The 17,398-nt window shown below is 61.1% G+C and carries 18 protein-coding genes and 2 pseudogenes; 15 read left to right on the top strand and 5 right to left on the bottom strand.

Features of this window, described 5'->3' with window-relative positions; all coding sequences use genetic code 11:
• Nucleotides 1–2 precede the first annotated feature (2 nt).
• From trbE to FJV83_RS29990, 8 genes are read left to right on the top strand one after another with little or no spacing between them, the layout of a single operon-like run.
• The gene (gene trbE, locus FJV83_RS29955; RefSeq protein WP_142885349.1) at nucleotides 3–2,459 is read left to right on the top strand and encodes a conjugal transfer protein TrbE; all 2,457 of its coding nucleotides are present in this window, start codon (nucleotides 3–5) and stop codon (nucleotides 2,457–2,459) included.
• Nucleotides 2,456–3,214 (top strand): P-type conjugative transfer protein TrbJ, encoded by a 759-nt coding sequence (gene trbJ / locus FJV83_RS29960; RefSeq protein WP_095774552.1) that lies wholly within the window; start codon nucleotides 2,456–2,458, stop codon nucleotides 3,212–3,214. The genes trbE and trbJ overlap by 4 nt, the downstream gene beginning before the upstream one ends.
• Before the next feature lie 11 nt (nucleotides 3,215–3,225).
• Nucleotides 3,226–3,537, top strand: a complete 312-nt coding sequence (gene trbK-alt / locus FJV83_RS29965) for a putative entry exclusion protein TrbK-alt (protein WP_095774686.1) — start codon at nucleotides 3,226–3,228, stop codon at nucleotides 3,535–3,537.
• 2 nt (nucleotides 3,538–3,539) lie between these two features.
• Nucleotides 3,540–4,904, top strand: coding sequence for a P-type conjugative transfer protein TrbL (trbL, locus tag FJV83_RS29970; protein WP_142885348.1), 1,365 nt, complete (start codon nucleotides 3,540–3,542; stop codon nucleotides 4,902–4,904).
• A gap of 3 nt (nucleotides 4,905–4,907) precedes the next feature.
• Nucleotides 4,908–5,597: a conjugal transfer protein TrbF gene (gene trbF / locus FJV83_RS29975; RefSeq protein ID WP_095789529.1), complete on the top strand. Its 690-nt coding sequence runs from the start codon at nucleotides 4,908–4,910 to the stop codon at nucleotides 5,595–5,597.
• Nucleotides 5,594–6,655 (top strand): P-type conjugative transfer protein TrbG, encoded by a 1,062-nt coding sequence (gene trbG / locus FJV83_RS29980; protein WP_095774549.1) that lies wholly within the window; start codon nucleotides 5,594–5,596, stop codon nucleotides 6,653–6,655. The genes trbF and trbG overlap by 4 nt, the downstream gene beginning before the upstream one ends.
• Complete coding sequence (locus tag FJV83_RS29985; protein WP_142878003.1) at nucleotides 6,652–7,791, top strand: TrbI/VirB10 family protein; 1,140 nt, start codon at nucleotides 6,652–6,654, stop codon at nucleotides 7,789–7,791. The genes trbG and FJV83_RS29985 overlap by 4 nt, the downstream gene beginning before the upstream one ends.
• 3 nt (nucleotides 7,792–7,794) lie before the next feature.
• Entirely contained in the window at nucleotides 7,795–8,016 is a 222-nt protein-coding gene (locus FJV83_RS29990) for a DUF2274 domain-containing protein (protein ID WP_095774547.1), read from the top strand.
• Nucleotides 8,017–8,049: 33 nt separating this feature from the next.
• Here the strand turns inward: FJV83_RS29990 and FJV83_RS29995 are convergent, their stop codons facing one another.
• Nucleotides 8,050–8,520, bottom strand: a complete 471-nt coding sequence (locus FJV83_RS29995; RefSeq protein WP_095774546.1) for an Lrp/AsnC family transcriptional regulator — start codon at nucleotides 8,518–8,520, stop codon at nucleotides 8,050–8,052.
• A 126-nt stretch (nucleotides 8,521–8,646) separates the two neighbouring features.
• Between FJV83_RS29995 and FJV83_RS30000 the strand changes: the two genes are divergently transcribed.
• Nucleotides 8,647–11,052: a transketolase gene (locus tag FJV83_RS30000; RefSeq protein ID WP_142878013.1), complete on the top strand. Its 2,406-nt coding sequence runs from the start codon at nucleotides 8,647–8,649 to the stop codon at nucleotides 11,050–11,052.
• Between the two features lie 783 nt (nucleotides 11,053–11,835).
• Here FJV83_RS30000 and FJV83_RS37800 read toward each other — a convergent pair.
• Nucleotides 11,836–11,971: pseudogene (locus tag FJV83_RS37800) on the bottom strand (DUF2231 domain-containing protein); the annotation flags it as partial.
• Nucleotides 11,972–12,105: 134 nt separating this feature from the next.
• On the opposite strand from FJV83_RS37800, the gene FJV83_RS37805 reads away from it, so the two are divergent.
• Entirely contained in the window at nucleotides 12,106–12,240 is a 135-nt protein-coding gene (locus FJV83_RS37805; RefSeq protein WP_348643999.1) for a hypothetical protein, read from the top strand.
• Here FJV83_RS37805 and FJV83_RS30015 read toward each other — a convergent pair.
• From FJV83_RS30015 to FJV83_RS36750, 3 genes and pseudogenes are all read right to left on the bottom strand, one after another.
• A pseudogene (locus tag FJV83_RS30015) lies at nucleotides 12,213–12,393 on the bottom strand (LysR family transcriptional regulator); the annotation flags it as partial. The gene FJV83_RS37805 and the pseudogene FJV83_RS30015 overlap by 28 nt on opposite strands.
• A 197-nt stretch (nucleotides 12,394–12,590) precedes the next feature.
• Complete coding sequence (locus FJV83_RS30020; protein WP_095774545.1) at nucleotides 12,591–12,881, bottom strand: DUF982 domain-containing protein; 291 nt, start codon at nucleotides 12,879–12,881, stop codon at nucleotides 12,591–12,593.
• A gap of 282 nt (nucleotides 12,882–13,163) precedes the next feature.
• Nucleotides 13,164–13,685 (bottom strand): hypothetical protein, encoded by a 522-nt coding sequence (locus tag FJV83_RS36750; RefSeq protein ID WP_142878004.1) that lies wholly within the window; start codon nucleotides 13,683–13,685, stop codon nucleotides 13,164–13,166.
• A gap of 74 nt (nucleotides 13,686–13,759) precedes the next feature.
• Between FJV83_RS36750 and FJV83_RS30030 the strand changes: the two genes are divergently transcribed.
• The 5 genes from FJV83_RS30030 (at nucleotide 13,760) to FJV83_RS30050 (ending at nucleotide 17,397) form a co-directional block, all read left to right on the top strand.
• Complete coding sequence (locus tag FJV83_RS30030) at nucleotides 13,760–14,359, top strand: cupin domain-containing protein (RefSeq protein ID WP_095774544.1); 600 nt, start codon at nucleotides 13,760–13,762, stop codon at nucleotides 14,357–14,359.
• Between the two features lie 405 nt (nucleotides 14,360–14,764).
• Nucleotides 14,765–14,968 (top strand): hypothetical protein, encoded by a 204-nt coding sequence (locus FJV83_RS30035; RefSeq protein WP_095789532.1) that lies wholly within the window; start codon nucleotides 14,765–14,767, stop codon nucleotides 14,966–14,968.
• 418 nt (nucleotides 14,969–15,386) lie between these two features.
• Entirely contained in the window at nucleotides 15,387–15,821 is a 435-nt protein-coding gene (locus FJV83_RS30040) for a hypothetical protein (protein ID WP_095774542.1), read from the top strand.
• A complete protein-coding gene (locus FJV83_RS30045; RefSeq protein WP_142878005.1) occupies nucleotides 15,818–17,038 on the top strand; it encodes a divalent metal cation transporter in 1,221 nt (406 codons plus the stop codon). Before FJV83_RS30040 ends, FJV83_RS30045 begins: the two co-directional genes overlap by 4 nt.
• A complete protein-coding gene (locus FJV83_RS30050) occupies nucleotides 17,038–17,397 on the top strand; it encodes a hypothetical protein (protein ID WP_095774540.1) in 360 nt (119 codons plus the stop codon). The genes FJV83_RS30045 and FJV83_RS30050 overlap by 1 nt, the downstream gene beginning before the upstream one ends.
• The last annotated feature ends 1 nt before the right edge of the window (nucleotide 17,398 follow it).

Below are 17,398 nucleotides of genomic sequence, written 5' to 3' on the forward strand. Positions count from 1 at the left end.
GCATGATGAACCTTGCCGAATATCGTCGGACCGCCAGCGGCCTGGCCGATTATCTGCCTTGGGTCGCCCTTGTCGCGCCCGGTGTCGTGCTCAACAAGGACGGCAGCTTCCAGCGCACCGCGACGTTTCGTGGCCCCGATCTCGATTCCGCCGTTGCAGCCGAACTGGTTGCGGTGGCCTCGCGCATCAACAATGCCTTTCGTCGCCTCGGCTCGGGCTGGAGCATCTTCGTCGAGGCGCAGCGCCATGAAGCCGCGACGTATCCCGAGACCCAGTTTCCCGACGCCGCCTCCGGCCTGCTCGACGCCGAGCGCAAAGCCGATTTCGAAGAAGCGGGGGTTCATTTCGTCTCGAGCTACTTTCTAACCTTGCTTTTCCTGCCGCCGCCTGAAGACGCGGCGCGTGCCGAAGGATGGCTTTACGAAGGTCGCGAGCAATCAAGCGTGGATCCTCGCGCGATCCTGCGCGCCTTTGTCGACCGGACAGAGCGCGTGCTGTCCCTGCTCGACGGATTCATGCCTGAATGCCAGTGGCTCGATGACGGACAAACGCTGACCTATCTGCATTCGACGGTCTCGACCAAACGCCACCGGTTGCGGGTTCCCGAGACGCCGATCTACCTCGATGCGCTCGTGGCCGATGAGGTGCTGACGGGCGGCCTCGAGCCACGCCTTGGCCACCAGCATCTTCGCGTGCTGACCATCGTCGGCTTCCCGACCGCGACAACGCCCGGCCTGCTTGACGATCTCAATCGGCTCGCCTTCCCGTACCGCTGGGCGACGCGGGCGATCCTGCTCGACAAGACCGATGCCGCCAGGCTCCTGACCAGGATCCGGCGCCAGTGGTTTGCCAAGCGCAAGAGCATTGCCTCGATCCTCAAGGAGGTGATGACCAACGAGACGTCCGTGCTCGTCGACACCGACGCCGCCAACAAGGCGGCGGACGCCGACGAGGCGCTGCAGGAACTCGGCGCCGACATGTCGGGCATGGCCTATGTCACCGCGACCGTCGCTGTATGGGATGCCGACCCGCGCGTGGCTGACGAGAAATTGCGGCTTGTCGAGAAAGTCATCCAGGGTCGCGACTTCACGACAATCATCGAGACTGTCAACGCCGTCGAGGCCTGGCTCGGCTCCTTGCCCGGGCACGCCTATGCCAACGTCCGCCAGCCTCCCGTCTCAACGCTCAATCTTGCTCACATGGTCCCACTCTCTGCCGTGTGGGCGGGGCCGGAACGGGACGAGCATCTGGTCAGTCCTCCCTTGCTTTACGGCAAGACAGAAGGCTCGACCCCATTCCGGTTGGTCCTGCATGTCGGCGATGTCGGCCATACCCTGGTCGTTGGCCCTACAGGCGCCGGCAAGTCGGTGCTGCTCGCGCTGATGGCCCTGCAGTTCCGCCGCTACGACAAGGCCCAGGTTTTCGCCTTCGACTTCGGCGGTTCGATCCGCGCCGCCGCGCTCGCTATGCGCGGTGACTGGCACGATCTGGGTGGCGGGCTTGCCGAGAGCGTGGAGGCATCCGTTTCGCTGCAGCCGCTGGCCCGCATTCACGACACATATGAGCGCGCCTGGGCCGCCGACTGGATCGTCGCGATGCTCACACGCCAGGGCCTCCAGATTAATCCAGATGCCAAGGAGCATATCTGGGCCGCGCTGACATCGCTTGCGTCGGCGCCGGTCGAGGAACGCACCCTCACTGGCGTTAGCGTGCTGTTGCAGGCCAATGAGCTGAAGCAGGCGCTGCGCCCCTATTGTGTTGGCGGCCCTTACGGCCGGCTGCTTGACGCCGAGACCGAACATCTCGGACACGCATCCGTGCAGGCGTTCGAAATCGAGGGCCTCATCGGCACGCAAGCCGCACCAGCCGTGCTCTCCTACCTGTTCCATCGCATAGGCGACCGGCTCGACGGCCGTCCGACGCTGCTCATCATCGACGAAGGCTGGCTTGCCCTCGACGATGCGGGGTTCGCCGGTCAATTGCGCGAATGGCTGAAGACGTTGCGCAAGAAGAACGCCAGCGTCGTCTTCGCCACCCAGTCGCTGTCCGACATCGACAGTTCGAACATCGCGCCGGCGATCATCGAAAGTTGTCCGACCAGGCTGTTGCTGCCGAACGAGCGCGCGATCGAGCCGCAGATCACGGATATCTATCGCCGCTTCGGTCTCAACGATCGCCAGATAGAAATCCTGGCGCGCGCGACGCCCAAGCGCGACTATTACTGCCAGTCGCGGCGCGGCAATCGGCTGTTCGAACTGGGCCTCTCCGAAATCGGCCTCGCGCTTTGCGCTGCATCCTCCAAGGCGGATCAGGCCCTGATCGCCAGCATCGTGGCCGAACATGGTCGCGACGACTTCCTGCCGGCCTGGCTGCGCGCCCGAGACGTTGGCTGGGCCGCTGACCTCATTGCCGGGCTTTCTAACCTGAACCTACAAACGCAAAAGGAGTCTCGGTCATGAATACTTATCGTTTGCGCGCGCGCTCTCTTGCCCTTGGCGCCATGCTCTGCGCGCCGCTCGCGATCGCACCGGTGCTGCTGACAACGCCAGCCCAGGCGTTCATCGTTTTCGATCCTTCCAACTACGCCCAGAACGTTCTGACGGCCGCGCGGTCGCTTCAGCAGGTGACGAACCAGATCACCTCGCTGCAGAACCAGGCGCAGATGCTGATCAACCAGGGCCGCAATCTCGCGAGCTTGCCCTTCTCTTCACTGCAGGCGCTGCAGCAATCGGTACAACGCACGCAACAGCTGCTCAACCAGGCGCAGAACATCGCCTTCAATGTCGAGCAGGTCGACAGGATGTTCCAGGAGAAATACGGGAAGGTTTCTCTGTCCGCGCCGGAGCAGCAGCTTGTCGCGGACGCGCGCTCGCGATGGCAAAATACAGTCGGTGGTCTTCAGGACGCCATGCGTGTGCAGGCGGGAGCCGTCGCAAACATCGACACCAACCGCGTGCAGATGTCGTCGCTGGTCGGAGCCAGCCAATCGGCGACGGGCGCGCTGCAGGCGACGCAAGCCGGCAATCAGCTTCTGGCGCTGCAGGCCCAGCAGCTCGCTGACCTGACGGCTGTTGTCGCCGCCAACGGCCGCGCCGCGGCGTTGAGCGAAGCGGAACGCTCCGCGGCCGCCGAACAGGGACGCGAGCAGCGTCGTCGCTTTTTGCGCGCCGGATCCGGCTACCAGGCCGGCAATGGCGCGATGTTCAACCGCTGAGGTTGCGCGACGTGGATGGCAAGATACTCCTTCGCCTGGGCGCCGTCGTCTTCGTCGCGGCGGCGATCGCGGCTGCCCCGCTCGAAATGACCCGCGACAGGCAAACGCCGGACGGTTCTGGTTCGCCGGCCCCGGTCACGCTGGCGCCAAGTGCGCTGCGTGAAGGCCTTCGCCACTGCCAGAGCCTTGGCGAGGCCGCGCTCCTTGACAAGGATTGTTCGCGCCTGTGGGCCGCGCAACGTGATCGCTTCCTCGGCTTCAGATCACCGTCGGCGGGCCAGGCATTGGGCGCCCCAGGTTCGAGTGGCCAAGGGAAACGATAGACATGGGCAACACCGGCGTCATTGACCAGTTCCTCGCTACGTTCACGCGCTATATCGACAGCGGCTTCGGCCTGCTCGGCGGCGAAGTCGCCTTCGTCGCTACCACGCTCATCGTCATCGACGTGACGCTTGCCGCGTTTTTCTGGAGCTGGGGCGCCGATGACGACATTCTGGCCCGGCTCATCAAGAAGACGCTTTTCGTCGGTGTCTTCGCCTATCTGATTTCCAACTGGAACAGCCTGGCGCGCATCGTTTTTGAAAGTTTCTCAGGTCTTGGCCTGAAAGCCAGCGGCACCTCCTTCACGGTCGAGGACCTGCTGCGGCCCGGCAAGGTGGCGCAAACCGGCCTCGATGCCGGGCGGCCGTTGCTCGAAGCCATCTCGGGCCTGATGGGCTATGTCTCCTTCTTCGAGAATTTCATCCAGATCGCCTGCCTGCTCTTCGCCTGGGCGCTGGTGCTGCTCGCCTTCTTCATCCTGTCCGTGCAGCTTTTCGTCACGCTGATCGAATTCAAGCTGTCGACGCTGGCTGGCTTCGTCCTCATCCCGTTTGGTCTCTTCGGCAAGACGGCCTTCATGGCCGAGCGGGTGCTTGGCAACGTCATCTCGTCCGGTATCAAGGTGCTGGTGCTGGCCGTCGTCATCGGTATCGGCTCGACGCTGTTTGGGGAATTTACCCAAGGCTTTGGCGGCGAGAGCCCGACCATCGATCAAGCCATGGCGATTGTTCTGGCGGCGCTGTCGTTGCTTGGCCTCGGCATATTCGGCCCCGGGATCGCGAACGGCATTGTCTCAGGCGGACCGCAGCTCGGCGCCGGCGCGGCCGTCGCCACCGGTCTTGCAGCGGGTGGCATGACGCTTGCCGGGTTCGGCGCAGCCGGTCTGGCGGCGCGGGGCGGGGCGTCAGCGTTGTCGGGAGCGGCGTCGGCAGCGCGCGGCGCGACCGCGCTCGCCGGTGGCGGCTCGGCGGCTTTCATGCTCGCGGCGGCCGGACAGGCCGGCGCCGCCGGCCTCGCCTCCGGCGCGGGCGGCATCGCAAGCGCCGGCGCCTCCGCTGCCGTTTCACCACTCAAGCGCGCCGCGGCACGCGCCGGCCAGTCATTCAAGGCGAGCTTCACCGCCGGCGCCAGTTCGGCGGCCGGGATCACTGGTGGATCTTCAACCATGGGTACGGTTGGCAATGCCGCTTCGCCGCCTACGGTTCCTTCTTCCTGGGTCGGCAATCCATCCGGCACCCAGCCCGAATGGGCCAAACGCCTGCAGCGATCCCAGCGTCTGTCACACGGCGCCCAGACTGCCGCCCATGCCGTGCGGGGCGGCGACAGCCACGGCGGCGGCGCTTCAATTTCTCTTTCTGAAGGCGAATAACCAATGAATGTCTTTCGGCGCCCAGCCGTTCACTACGGCAAGATCCCTCGACCGGAAACGCCTTATCAGAAGGCAGCCCAAATCTGGGATGAGCGCATCGGTTCCGCGCGCGTTCAGGCAAGGAACTGGCGTGCCATGGCTTTCGGGTCGCTGATCCTGTCGACCGGCCTCGCCGCCGCCCTTGTCTGGCTGTCGGCGCGTGGCACTGTCGTGCCCTGGGTGGTGCAGGTCGATGCGCTGGGACAGGCGCAGGCGACCGCGCCCGCGATCGCCGGCTACAAGCCGACCGATCCTCAGATTGCGTGGCATCTCGCCCGTTTCGTCGAACAGGTGCGCTCCATCCCTTCTGATGCGATCATCGTGCGCCAGGACTGGCTGCGTGCCTACGAATGGACCACCGACCAGGGTGCCGCCGCGCTCAACGACTACGCTCGCGCCAACGATCCGTTCTCCAAGGTCGGCAAGCAGCAGGTTTCGGTAGAGGTGTCGTCGGTCATCCGCGCCTCGCCGGATTCGTTTCGTGTCGCCTGGATCGAGCGGCACTACGACCATGGGCAGCTCTCGGGAACGGAGCGCTGGACCGGAATCCTGACAATCGTCATGCAGCCGCCGAGCGACGCGGAACGGCTTCGCGCCAATCCGCTCGGAATCTACGTCAACGCCATCAACTGGTCGCGGGAGATGAGCCAATGAGCCTCAGATTGCGTGTTGTCGCTGTCCCTTCACTCAGAGGATACCTGCTGTCGACCGCGCTGGTGTCGGCAGCAGCATTCCTCGCAGGGTGCGCCGCGACGCCAACAAAGCCGCCGAACATCCGCTACGATCCCTATGTGCCGCCCTTGGCCGCTCTGCCGAAGATCGCACGCGAAGAACGACCAAGGCCGCTGCTCATGCCCCCGGCCTGGGCTCCCGCGCGCGGCGGTGGCGCCGGCAACACACCGACCGCGCGGGTGGAGAACGCCAATGCCGTAGCGCGTGTAGAGCCGCGCCGGAAGGGCTACTACAACGCCATCCAGATCTATCCCTGGAGCGAGGGCGCGCTCTATCAGGTCTATGCCTCACCCGGTCAGATAACCGACATAGCTCTCGAGCCCGGCGAGAGCCTTGCAGGCGAGGGTCCGATCGCGGCAGGGGATACGGCGCGCTGGATCATCGGTGACACCGAAAGCGGATCGGGCATTACCCGGCGCGTGCATGTCCTGGTGAAACCCTCGCGGGCCGACATCAAGACCAATCTCGTCATCGCCACGGATCGGCGCAGCTATATGCTCGAACTGCGCGCGGGGGCCAAGACCTACATGCCCGCCGTCGCATGGTCCTACCCGGCGCCGCGGGCCGGTTCGCGACAAGCCATCCCGACGACGCCGGTGATACCCGACATGGCCGCGCGCAATTACCGCTACGGCCTGACAGGCGATGCGCCACCCTGGAAGCCCGTCAGCGTCTTTGACGATGGCCGCAAGGTTTATGTCGCGTTTCCGCGTGGAATCGTGCAAGGCGAGATGCCGCCGATCTTCGTCATCGGCCCGGACGGCGAAGCCGAGATCGCCAACAGCCGCGTCTACCAGAACATCCTGATCGTCGACCGCCTCTTCGGCGCGGCCGAACTGCGTCTTGGCAGCGGCAAGCGGCAGCAGACGGTAAGGATTGTCCGACTCGACGGACGAGCACAGGGCCGGCTGCGGCAAATGCCGAGCGTCGGCCGCGTTGGAACGGCCGGCGCAAAAACAGGCGGAGGGGAGCAGCCATGACCGATAGCGATGTTGCCGCCGAACCGATGCGGCTTCGCGCCGACCCGCCGCGCGTGACCCGCCTGTCGCGCAAGGTGCTCGCCAGTATAGGCTTGGCCACCTCGCTCAGCATTGGCGTTGCGCTGGTGTACGCTCTGCGGGACGGCGACACGAGCAAACAAGGCGACGAGCTGATTTCGACGTCAAATCGTCAGCCCGCCGATGGGTTGGCAAGCTTGCCGCGCGACTATTCCGGCCCGATCCTCGGGCCGCCGCTGCCTGGCGATCTCGGCAGGCCGATCCTCGATGCGCAAAACAAGGGACAGTCACCGATGATCGCGACCCCCGCGGTGGACGAGGCAGAGCAGCGCCGGGTGACAGAAGAGGAGGCGGCCAGAACGTCGCATGTCTTCTTCCAGGAAGGACAAGGAAGCGCAACGATCGCCGATACATCTGGATCGCTTGCCATGCCAAACCTCGGCGAGCCCGCCGGGCAGGCCGGCCAGCCGAATGCGCAGGACCGCCAATCCGCTTTCCTCAACACCGCGGCGGATCGCCAGACCGTGGCTCCCGATCGCGTCATGCCCCCGGCGTCACCTTATGTGCTCCAGGCCGGCGCTGTAATCCCGGCTGCGCTCGTCACAGGCATCCGCTCGGATCTGCCCGGCCAAATCAGCGCCCAGGTAACGGAGAATGTCTATGACAGCCCGACCGGCCGGGCGCTGCTCATTCCACAGGGAACACGCATTGTAGGCCAGTACGACAACGGGGTTGGGTTCGGGCAACGCCGCGTGCTGCTTGTCTGGAACCGGCTGATTTTTCCCGATGGACACTCCATCGTTCTGGAACGGCAGCCCGGCACGGATCCGCAGGGCTATGCCGGTCTAGAGGATGGTGTCGACTACCATTGGGGAGAGCTGTTCAAGGCAGCGACGCTGTCGACGCTCCTGAGCGTCGGCGCGCAGGCGGGCTCGTCCGGCCAGGAAAGCGAAATTGCGCGCGCGCTGCGAGACGGCGCCTCCGACAGCGTCAGTCGGGTCGGCCAGCAGATCGTCCAGCGCCAGCTCGACATCGCGCCAACGCTTGCGATCAGACCGGGATTCCCGGTTCGCGTCCTCGTCACCCGCGACCTTGTGCTTGAACCTTACGGAGGCTGAAGAATGGCCAAGTTGAAACTGGCTGCGATCACCGACGACAGGCCGGTCAAGATCACGGTGGAGTTGCCGGCTCCGCTGCATCGCGACCTGGTGAGATATGCAGAGATTCTCGGGCGCGAGGTGGGGCAACCCTCTGCTGATCCTTTGCGTCTGATCGCGCCGATGCTTGAGCGGTTCATCGCGACCGATCGCGGCTTTGCGAAAGCCAAGAAAGAGAAGCCCTGATCCAGGGACGCCGCCAAAGCGCACGTCAAGGGTCTACTCGATAGGCAGCGGTTGCGCGTGCTTCACTTGCCCCAAGGCAAAGCTCGATTCTATCGAAGCGACCCCTTCGAGCCGGGTGAGGGTGCGCTTCAGAAAGGCCTCATAGGCCTGCAGGTCCTTTACGACAATGCGCAACAGATAGTCACGCTGTCCTGTCATCAGGTAGCACTCGACGATTTCCGGCCAGCGTTGGACGGCCTTCGCGAAACGGTCGAGTTCCTCTTCGCGCTGCCGCTCGAGCTTGATCGAGGCGAATACGCTGATGGGCAATCCGACTTTCAACTGATCGACGATCGCGACATAGCTTGTAATGACACCGGCCGCTTCCAGATTGCGGACCCTGCGGGCACAGGGGGACGGTGACAATCCCACCGCCTCGCTCAGTTGCTCGCTTGTCGCATGCGCGTTGGATTGCAAGACTGTCAGGATCTTGCGGTCAATATCATCGAGAGCCATGCTTGACATTTTTGGTCTCCAGAGCCGGCAAGGTTCGCTGATATAGCCAATCGTGTGGCATTTTACAGCGCAAATTGGCCAAAATCGCTTTTGGTGGTGGTCTATGGTCGGGTCCGTCAAATGAGGGCGGCGAAGATGGACACACAACAGCTCAAATTGCTGGCGGCGCTGGAGAAAAAGGTGCTGTGGCTCTCCACCTGGATGATCCACAACGCCAATCACATCCGGCCCAACGAAGACGGGCTGAAGGTCGGCGGCCACCAGTCATCGTCCGCTTCGCTGGCGACGATTATGACGGTTCTCTACTTCGCGGTTCTTCGGCCGCAGGACAGGGTTGCGGTCAAGCCGCACGCCAGTCCTGTGTTTCACGCCATCCAGTATCTTTTCGGCAATCAGAGCCGCGAAAAGCTGGAGAATTTTCGCGGCTACAAAGGGGCCCAATCCTATCCCTCGCGGACAAAGGATGCCGACGACGTCGACTTCTCGACCGGTTCCGTTGGCCTGGGCGTTGCCCAGACGCTGTTTGCGTCGATTGTGCAGGATTATCTTCACGCCAAGGGATTGGGCGCGCAACTGCCGGTTGGAAAGATGGTCGCCCTGATCGGCGACGCCGAGATGGACGAGGGCAATATTTTCGAGGCGCTTCTGGAGGGGTGGAAGCATGGCCTTCGCAACACATGGTGGATCGTGGACTACAACCGGCAAAGCCTCGACGCGGTCGTGCGCGAAGGCCTGTGGGAACGGTTCGAGTCGCTGTTCAGGAACTTCGGCTGGGACGTGGTCCTGGTCAAATACGGCCACTTGCTGGAAGCGGCTTTCTCAGAGGCGGGCGGCGCGACGCTCAAACAATGGCTGGATCATTGTCCTAACCAGCTCTATTCCGCGCTGACGTATCAAGGCGGCGCGGCGTGGCGAAAACGCCTGCTTGACGATATCGGCGACCAGGGTGCGGTATCCAAGCTCATAGAGAGCCGCAGCGACGAAGAGTTGGCTCGGCTGATGACCAATCTAGGTGGTCACGACTTGCCGACACTGGTCGAGGCCTTCGCCAACGCGCGCACGCATGATCGACCGGTTTGCTTCATCGCCTACACCGTCAAGGGCTTTGGTTTGCCGCTGGCCGGCCACAAGGACAATCATGCCGGGCTGATGACCAAGGCCCAGATTGACGAGTTGCGCGCTGCACACGGCGTCAGGGCGGGCAGGGAGTGGGAACCTTACGAAGGTCTTTCGCAAGTGTCGGATATCTCTGATTTTGTCCGCAACGCCCCCTTCAATGCCAAAGGCAGAAGACGCTACACATCGGTCCATATCGATGTGCCTGCCGTCCTAAATGTGCCTCTGCAACCGCAAATGTCGACCCAGCAGGGTTTCGGCTTGCTGATGCATGAGATCAGCAAGCGGGAGGACGAATTCGCGAGGCGCATCGTTACGACGTCGCCGGACGTCACCGTCTCGACCAATCTTGGCGCCTGGGTAAACCGCCTTGGGCTGTTTGCGCGCAACGAGATGGCCGATCTCTTTCGCAAGGAACGAATTCCATCGACTTTCAACTGGGATTTCTCACCCAAGGGACAACACATCGAACTCGGCATTGCCGAAATGAATCTCTTCATCCTGCTTTCGGCGCTCGGCCTTTCACACTCGGTCTTCGGCGAACGTCTGTTGCCGGTTGGAACGCTCTATGACCCATTCATCGAGCGCGGGCTCGATGCGTTGAACTACGCCTGCTACCAGGACGCTCGCTTCATCGTGGCCGCGACACCCTCAGGCGTGACGCTGGCGCCGGAAGGCGGCGCCCACCAGTCGATAGCAACGCCGCTCATCGGTATGGCGCAGGATGGTCTGGCCACTTTCGAGCCCGCCTTCGTCGACGAGCTGGCGACGATCATGCGGTTCTCGTTTGACTATGTTCAGCGCTCGGGAGATGCCGAGCCCGATGAGACCACCTGGCTACGGGACGCCGTTGGCGGCTCTGTCTATTGCAGGCTGTCTACGCGCTCGATCGAACAGCCGAGCCGCGAGATCGGGCCGGAGCTTTCCCGGCATATCGTCAACGGCGGCTACTGGATGCGCGAGCCTGGTCCGAACTCGGAAGTCGTGGTGATTTACACCGGGGCCGTTGCTCCCGAAGCCATTGAGGCAGTTGGCTTGATGGGCGAGGACAGGCGAGATGTCGGGCTGCTTGCTGTCACCTCGGCCGACCGGCTCAACGCCGGCTGGACCGCGGCCCTACTTGCGCGAGAACGTGGCGTTATTCACGCAAGAAGCCATGTCGAGAGACTCTTGGACCAGGTGCCTACGAACTGCACGCTGATCACAGTCGTTGACGGTCATCCGGTGACACTTGCTTGGATGGGATCTGTCGCGGGTCACCGCGTTCGACCGCTTGGCGTTGAGCATTTCGGGCAGACCGGCACTATCGCCCATCTTTATCGGCACTATGGCATCGATGCTCAGGGAATAGCGCGCGCGGCAGAGGCGATCTCCGGTGGCAGGCCAATCAGGCATGTGCGCGTCGACTGCTTTCCGCCCGCGTGATCGATCTCATCGTGACCCAACACATCCATGATCTGTCTGGTGGCGGAACACGGATTTAGCTTCAAGGTCCAATGAATAGCCGATATTTGCGCAAGCTCAAAGCAGCGGACCCCCAAGTGGCCTACGGAAGGTTCTGTCGCGCCGCCAAGCGCCGTCGCTTCTCGTTGACATCTTCCAGCACGTTGGCGGCCTCGAGAGCCTGCTGCGCGCGAGCCCATTCAACCTGCAGCATCTCAGGGCCGCCTTCCGTGACGAGGAGCGGAACACAATTGCCCACGATTTTCTGGAGCTTTGAGCAGGTTCAGAAAAGCTGCGGTCGTCGGCAGCATTCTTCTGAAGCTTCTCGAAAACAAGCTGCTTGCCTTCGCGCACACTGCTATCCGATGTTCGGTCACGGCCAAAGATTGCGACCGGCTTATGTGGACGATGTGGCAGAGGCGACCGTAGGAGCGTTGCAGAGTCGGAAACGCGTGCGATCAATGCGGCGGTCCTGGCGTCTACTTCTATAAGGAACTTCTCAGAACCGTTGCACACCCAGCCGGCCTTACACCCATTCTCGTTCCAGTGCCATTTGCTGCTTGGCACGTATTGGTATCGACGGCGCAAATGCTTGCGAGTTCATCCGTCACACCGAATCAAGTGGAACTGATTCAGATCGACAACATGTCATCGCAACAGATACCCGGCTTTGAAGAACTTGGTATTTCGCCAAGGCGAAGGCTCTTCGGCGCTACTCTGCGCCGCCACGATTGAGTGTCTCGAGATCGCGGTGGCGCTGGCCGATCAGTGCACCTCACCTGAGCCGTCGTCAGCGACACCTACGCGACGCTCGGGTAACCATTTCCCAACCCATCCAACCGGTGAACAGAAGGATGAGCACCACGATCAACGACAGCAGCAGTCCAGTGGGCACCACCGCCGCCAGGTTCGGTTTAGGCTGCACGCACTTTGGATCATGCAACCGGTTTGCATGGCGTGTGCCATGCTGTGGAGACGTCGCATGACCAGCAATCCGCGTAGCACGGTAAGCATTGCAGCCATCCGATCCACCCAATGCTGATTTCATTTCCGATAGCCTTCTTCGTAGCGACTCTCGTTTGCGACTTGAACGGCCAACCCTGCGTGGATCGCCGGTACTCGCTGGCTTCTTGGGGCAGGCGAGTCCTGAACGGAGCTCCGGTGGTGTGAACTTCTCCCTCGCGCGCCCAGTCCGGAATTCCATGATTGTCTATGACGATCCACCGGATGGGATCAGGCGTGCCCGCACGCAACGCGGCTAGTCGATCGCGAGATATGTAGACGCCGCTGAACAACTCCCCCCTTCAGGCCGTGAAGATTGAGTTGCAAATTCTGGGCCGGCACTAGCGCGTTGCATCGACGGTGCTAGATCCGTCCACAGGCTTGAGACCGCGGCGCCATGTTTGAAGCAGAGCCTCACCTATCGGCATCGAAAGAGATCACCGCTAAAGGCCATGTGCAGCAGCCGGATACCCAGCCGACGCCAAAATAGGAATTGCTTTTCGACGGCGAAGGCTTCCTCAGAGCAATTCGACGACGCCTGCCCGTTCCTTACCTTCGAACATCGCCGCTCCACTGGCGATTATGCCCGCCCAGCGTGCCCACGCAATGAAGGCTTCCCGAGCCGCTTTGGCCTCACAGCGGCCATCATATGCGGCGCAGCAGGCCTCGCAAGCGCATGCATGCAACTTGCTCCGCTTTTCAAAAGGCCACTCTTCGAGGAACTCGATCGCGTCCATCGCATCACGGATCGACCTCTTGCCGAAAGATGTGTCGTCGACCAGCAGCGGCGGTTCAAAAATGTCTGCCATACGTTCCTCCACTTAATTTTGCCATCGCGGCAGCGAGAAAGCCAACACCCAGAATGGGTCGGGTTCGCTCGCGGCGCCATCCGCAAGATATTGGATGCTCGATTTCCAGCTTCAAGGAACCAGCAATGACGGTCGCCGTTTAGGTTAAACTTCGATCTTTTGTCGCAGATGCGCGCGCTTTCGATCGAGGAAGCAGCTGGAAGGCATGGGTTGAAATTCACCGGCGGGCGGCATGAACGTCCGTAACCATGCCGGCATTATGACGGCAACTCAGCGGTGTCCTCAGAGGCGGCTTAACGCATTGATCGGGCGTGGCAATGGCGCACCCGTTGTCGAAAAAAAGCGGTCCTGCGCGCCTGACGACGGGCAGGACCGCAAGACCACCGCGCAGGTTGCCTTCGCAATCGAGCCCGAATGACCGACGCGGGAGAGGAATGCCGGTGAAGCTTGCCACAGTCCCACGTCGGCCACCGCGGCTTCTTGAGGGGTTGCCGCCCGTAGAAATCTACAACACCCCGAATGGCAGGCAACTCGTTGGTTAAAAACGTACAATGGAACCCTACCGGACCCATCGGACATCGGTTCGAGCTCTAAACCTGCCTGAAGTGCATTGGGCAGCGCTCCGAAGTCACGTTCGAGGATTTGGGGGACTTCGATCCCGACGACAAGATTATTCGCCAGGTCATCGGACGTTAAGCGGCACGCGACGTCTGAGCTGAACATGCCGACCGCAAAAAGTTTTTGTCGGGAAATCCACCAGATTTCGCACTTATCCTGCATGGCAACTGGAGCCAGGCCTGCCAAGCAGGCGGAACCGGTGGACCTTGAAGCATGTTAAACTGAAAGGCTTTTGCATCTATCCGGTGGAGACCGCATTGATGAGCATCCTGCAAACCACCAAAAAGGCGATCGAGTCCATCACCGGTTTCGCGACACCGAGCAAAGACGAAGTCGCCGCCTTCGTGAGGCAGCGAAAATCGAACGAGTTCCGGTTTGTTGACGACGGGCTGGTGCCCAATCATCCGTCCTGGCCGCTTGTTATTTATCGCGGTGCGGTGAAGCTGCCGGAGAGGCTTGATCCGGCCGCCGTCATGGAGGTGATTTTCAAAACAAACGGTTGGGACCATAGCTGGCGAAATGGCATCTATGACTACGTCCACTACCATTCGCAAATACACGAGGTCCTAGGGGTTGCGCGCGGGACGGCCAAGGTCCGGTTTGGCGGTAAGAAGGGGCGGACGCTGACGGTGAAGGCCGGCGACGTGGCGATTCTCCCGGCAGGGACCGGGCACCAATGTCTCGCTTCATCCGATGATTTTTTGGTGGTAGGCGCATATCCCCGGTTCGGCGCTTACGACGAATGTACCACCAAGGATCAGCACGATGATGCGGTCGCGACCATCCCAACTGTTGGCCGTCCTCGTAAAGACCCCCTATACGGAAGCAAGGGTTCCCTGATGACGAGTTGGAAGCGCTAAGGTCTCGGACCAGGGAAAACATGTCTTGAATGGCTGTGAATGACCGCAACGGGCAAGCACGGGTCCGCGAGTATGAGTGTTTCGCGCGATGATGTTCGCGCTTGATGTACTCGGCCCAGATTATTCGTTCAATGTCGAGGACGATGCAAAGTCCGAAATGGTCGGGGCGTGCAACTTCGTTTGGCGTCGACTTTTTCGAGATATGCGCAGCAAGCAGCCCAGAGCCTTTCCTCATTGATGAATATTCGGCCGCGTCCATGACAGCTGCGCGCTTTCCAGAATTGATTTCTTTTGGCGCGGGCATCGACGCTCTCCTCCGGTCAGGGCGGCTGCCGGCTTGTAGAGAGGTTACCGTCATGCTTTGCTGCATGAGCAAGGTTTCAAGCTTCTTCGCTGGGAGTACCTATGGCGGCTGCGAAGTATTATGTTTTCAAAGAAGGGGACCGCTGGAAGATCCGTTACGACGGGAAGGAATACCCATACCATTCCAACGGCGATGCCGTGTTGGCCGCCATCAAGGCTGCGAAAGCCGCCGCCTCACACGGTTACGAAGCCGAGGTCCTGACCCAGGGCATCGACCTGAAATGGCGGACGGAGTGGGCGAGTTAGCAGTTTCAGGCTTAGACGTCGCTGCTGAAAAATCCCTAACGCCGAAAAGGTCAAAACGCCAGGGATCCAGATCCACTCGGCTAAATGGTGCTGCTCTTTCATCGGTGACGAAGCTGCGCGCGGGCGCGTGGATAGATAACCTTTCCAGTGGTAGCGGTGGAAAAGCCAATCGGGTATGTGCAGAGTTTTGGGTCGGACCTTTTCAAACCTATGGGTCAACGAAGCCGGAAATCTCGAGGAGGAACGATCCCATTGCGTGACTAAGGAATGCGATCCGCACGGCATCTAAGGTCAAACGTATCACGGTAGAACAGCAAATTTAAGCAGCAGCATTTGCCGGCAACCCTCGTAGCCGTCACGCGAGTAAGAGCCAAATCGCTTTGCGGAACCTTTTCAAGCGCAATGCTTTACGCGTCCAATGGCACGCATCGCAGCATCGTTCGTCAACATCACACTGTGCCTTCTGCCGGGCGCAGTGATGCTCGCCTGTCTGGCTGCCTGCTCTTCATCCAACGCTGCAGGACAGCAGGCGCAGACCTCGAAGTCCGCCGCGAATTCAGCAATCATGGTGATCGACAATTGGATCGCCGGCGCCGTGCCTTCCCACTATGCGGAAGCCACGTTGCGGTCTTTGGCGCAGACGCTAGCTGATCTCGATCGCCAACTGCAAAGGACGGACGTTTCGGACTCCTCCAAGCAATTGGCCCGGCAGCTTACGGCCGCTGCCGGGCGGGCCGAAGACGCCATCAAGAGCGGCAACCAAGGGCAAGTGGAGCAAGCCCGTCAGGATTTTCGGAATGCCGTTGCTAAGTTGGTGGTGGCAAATCCGGCAGATCAAGCGACAAATCCATGAAAAAAATTCTGGAAATCTCACTCGGCGTCGTCACCAGCGTTGGCGGCTTCCTTGAGGTCGGATCGTTGGCAACAGCAGCCCAGGCCGGTGCATTGTTCCAATTTCAGCTGATCTGGGCCATTCTCCTCGGCACTATCTGCATTATTTTCCTTGTGGAGATGGCCGGCCGTTTCGCAGCCGTCAGCAAGCACACGATAGCGGACGGCATTCGCGAGCGCTTCGGCTTCAATGCGTTCCTTTGGCCTTTGGTCAGCACGTTTCTGGTCAATTTCCTGGTGCTGTCTGCTGAGATCGGCGGGGTCTGCATTGCTGCCGAACTCGCCACCGGGATAGGATTCCAATTGTGGGCCCTGCCGGTAGCCTTCGTTGCGTGGCTCTTGCTGTGGAAAGGCACTTTCGGCCTGATTGAGAAAGGCGTTTCGCTTTTGGGCCTTGTGACGCTCTGCTTCGTGGCAGCGGCGGTTATCCTCAAGCCTGACTGGACGCGGGTCGCCGTCAGTTCGGTGCCCTCCTTGCCGCATCACGACAAGGCCACTTACTGGTTCACGGCGGTAAGCATTCTTGGTGCTTCGATCTCACCATATCTCTTTATGTTTTATTCCGCCGGAGCGATCGAGGATAAGTGGGACAAGACCTATCTCGGCACCAATCGCGCCATAGCCGGGCTCGGCATGAGTTTCGGCGGGACCATTTCCGTGGGCGTGCTTATCGTCGCTGCGTTGGTGCTTGGAGCGAACGGCATCACCCAGGTGGACGATTACCATCAATTGCCGTTGATGCTGACTCCGGTGTTCGGTTTCTGGGGCTTTGTGCTGTTCGTGGCCTCGCTCGGCATCGCCTGCTTCGGCGCCACCGCCGAAATCGCCCTTCAGCAGGCATACCTCGTCGCGCAGGGGTTTGGGTGGAATTGGGGTGAGGACCGGAAGCCTCGTGAGGATCCAGGCTTCACCATGGTCTATACCGTGACGATCTTAGCGGCCGCTATTCCGATCGCACTCGGCATTGATCCGCTCAAGCTCACCATCTTTTCAATGGCCCTGACGGCCGCCAGTTTGCCGCTGACGGTCGTGCCATTTCTCTTCTTGCTCAATGACAAGTCTTACATGGGCCAGCATCGCAACGGCGTTATCTCCAACGCGGCAGTGCTGTTTGTTGTTGCGCTTGGCTTCATCCTCGCGGTTGTCACCATCCCGCTTCAGATATTGGGAGGCAGTTGATGCATCTTATACGAGATGTTTTGGACAAGCAGATTGTCGATGGAAATCAGGTCAAGATCGGCAAGGTGGACGGGATGGTAGCCCAGCTGAGACAAGGCAAGCCCCCAAGGGTCATTGCCGTCGAAATCGGCTCGATTGCGCTGGCGCGCCGCTTGGGACTGCTTCCCGGACGCTGGATGGCCATTCTGGCCGCCAAGCTGGGCGGCAAACGGCACGCCAAGCCTCATCGGGTAGCATGGAGCAAGGCTCGCGACATCGGCCTCCATATCGAGTTCGATATTGATGTGCGCAAGACTGCCATCTTTGACTGGCAGGTCTGGCTTCGCGACCACATCATCGGCAAGATTCCGGGAGCTTGAC

Origin of the sequence: Mesorhizobium sp. WSM4307, from assembly GCF_007003945.1 — a bacterium.
Classification (GTDB): Bacteria; Pseudomonadota; Alphaproteobacteria; order Rhizobiales; family Rhizobiaceae; genus Mesorhizobium.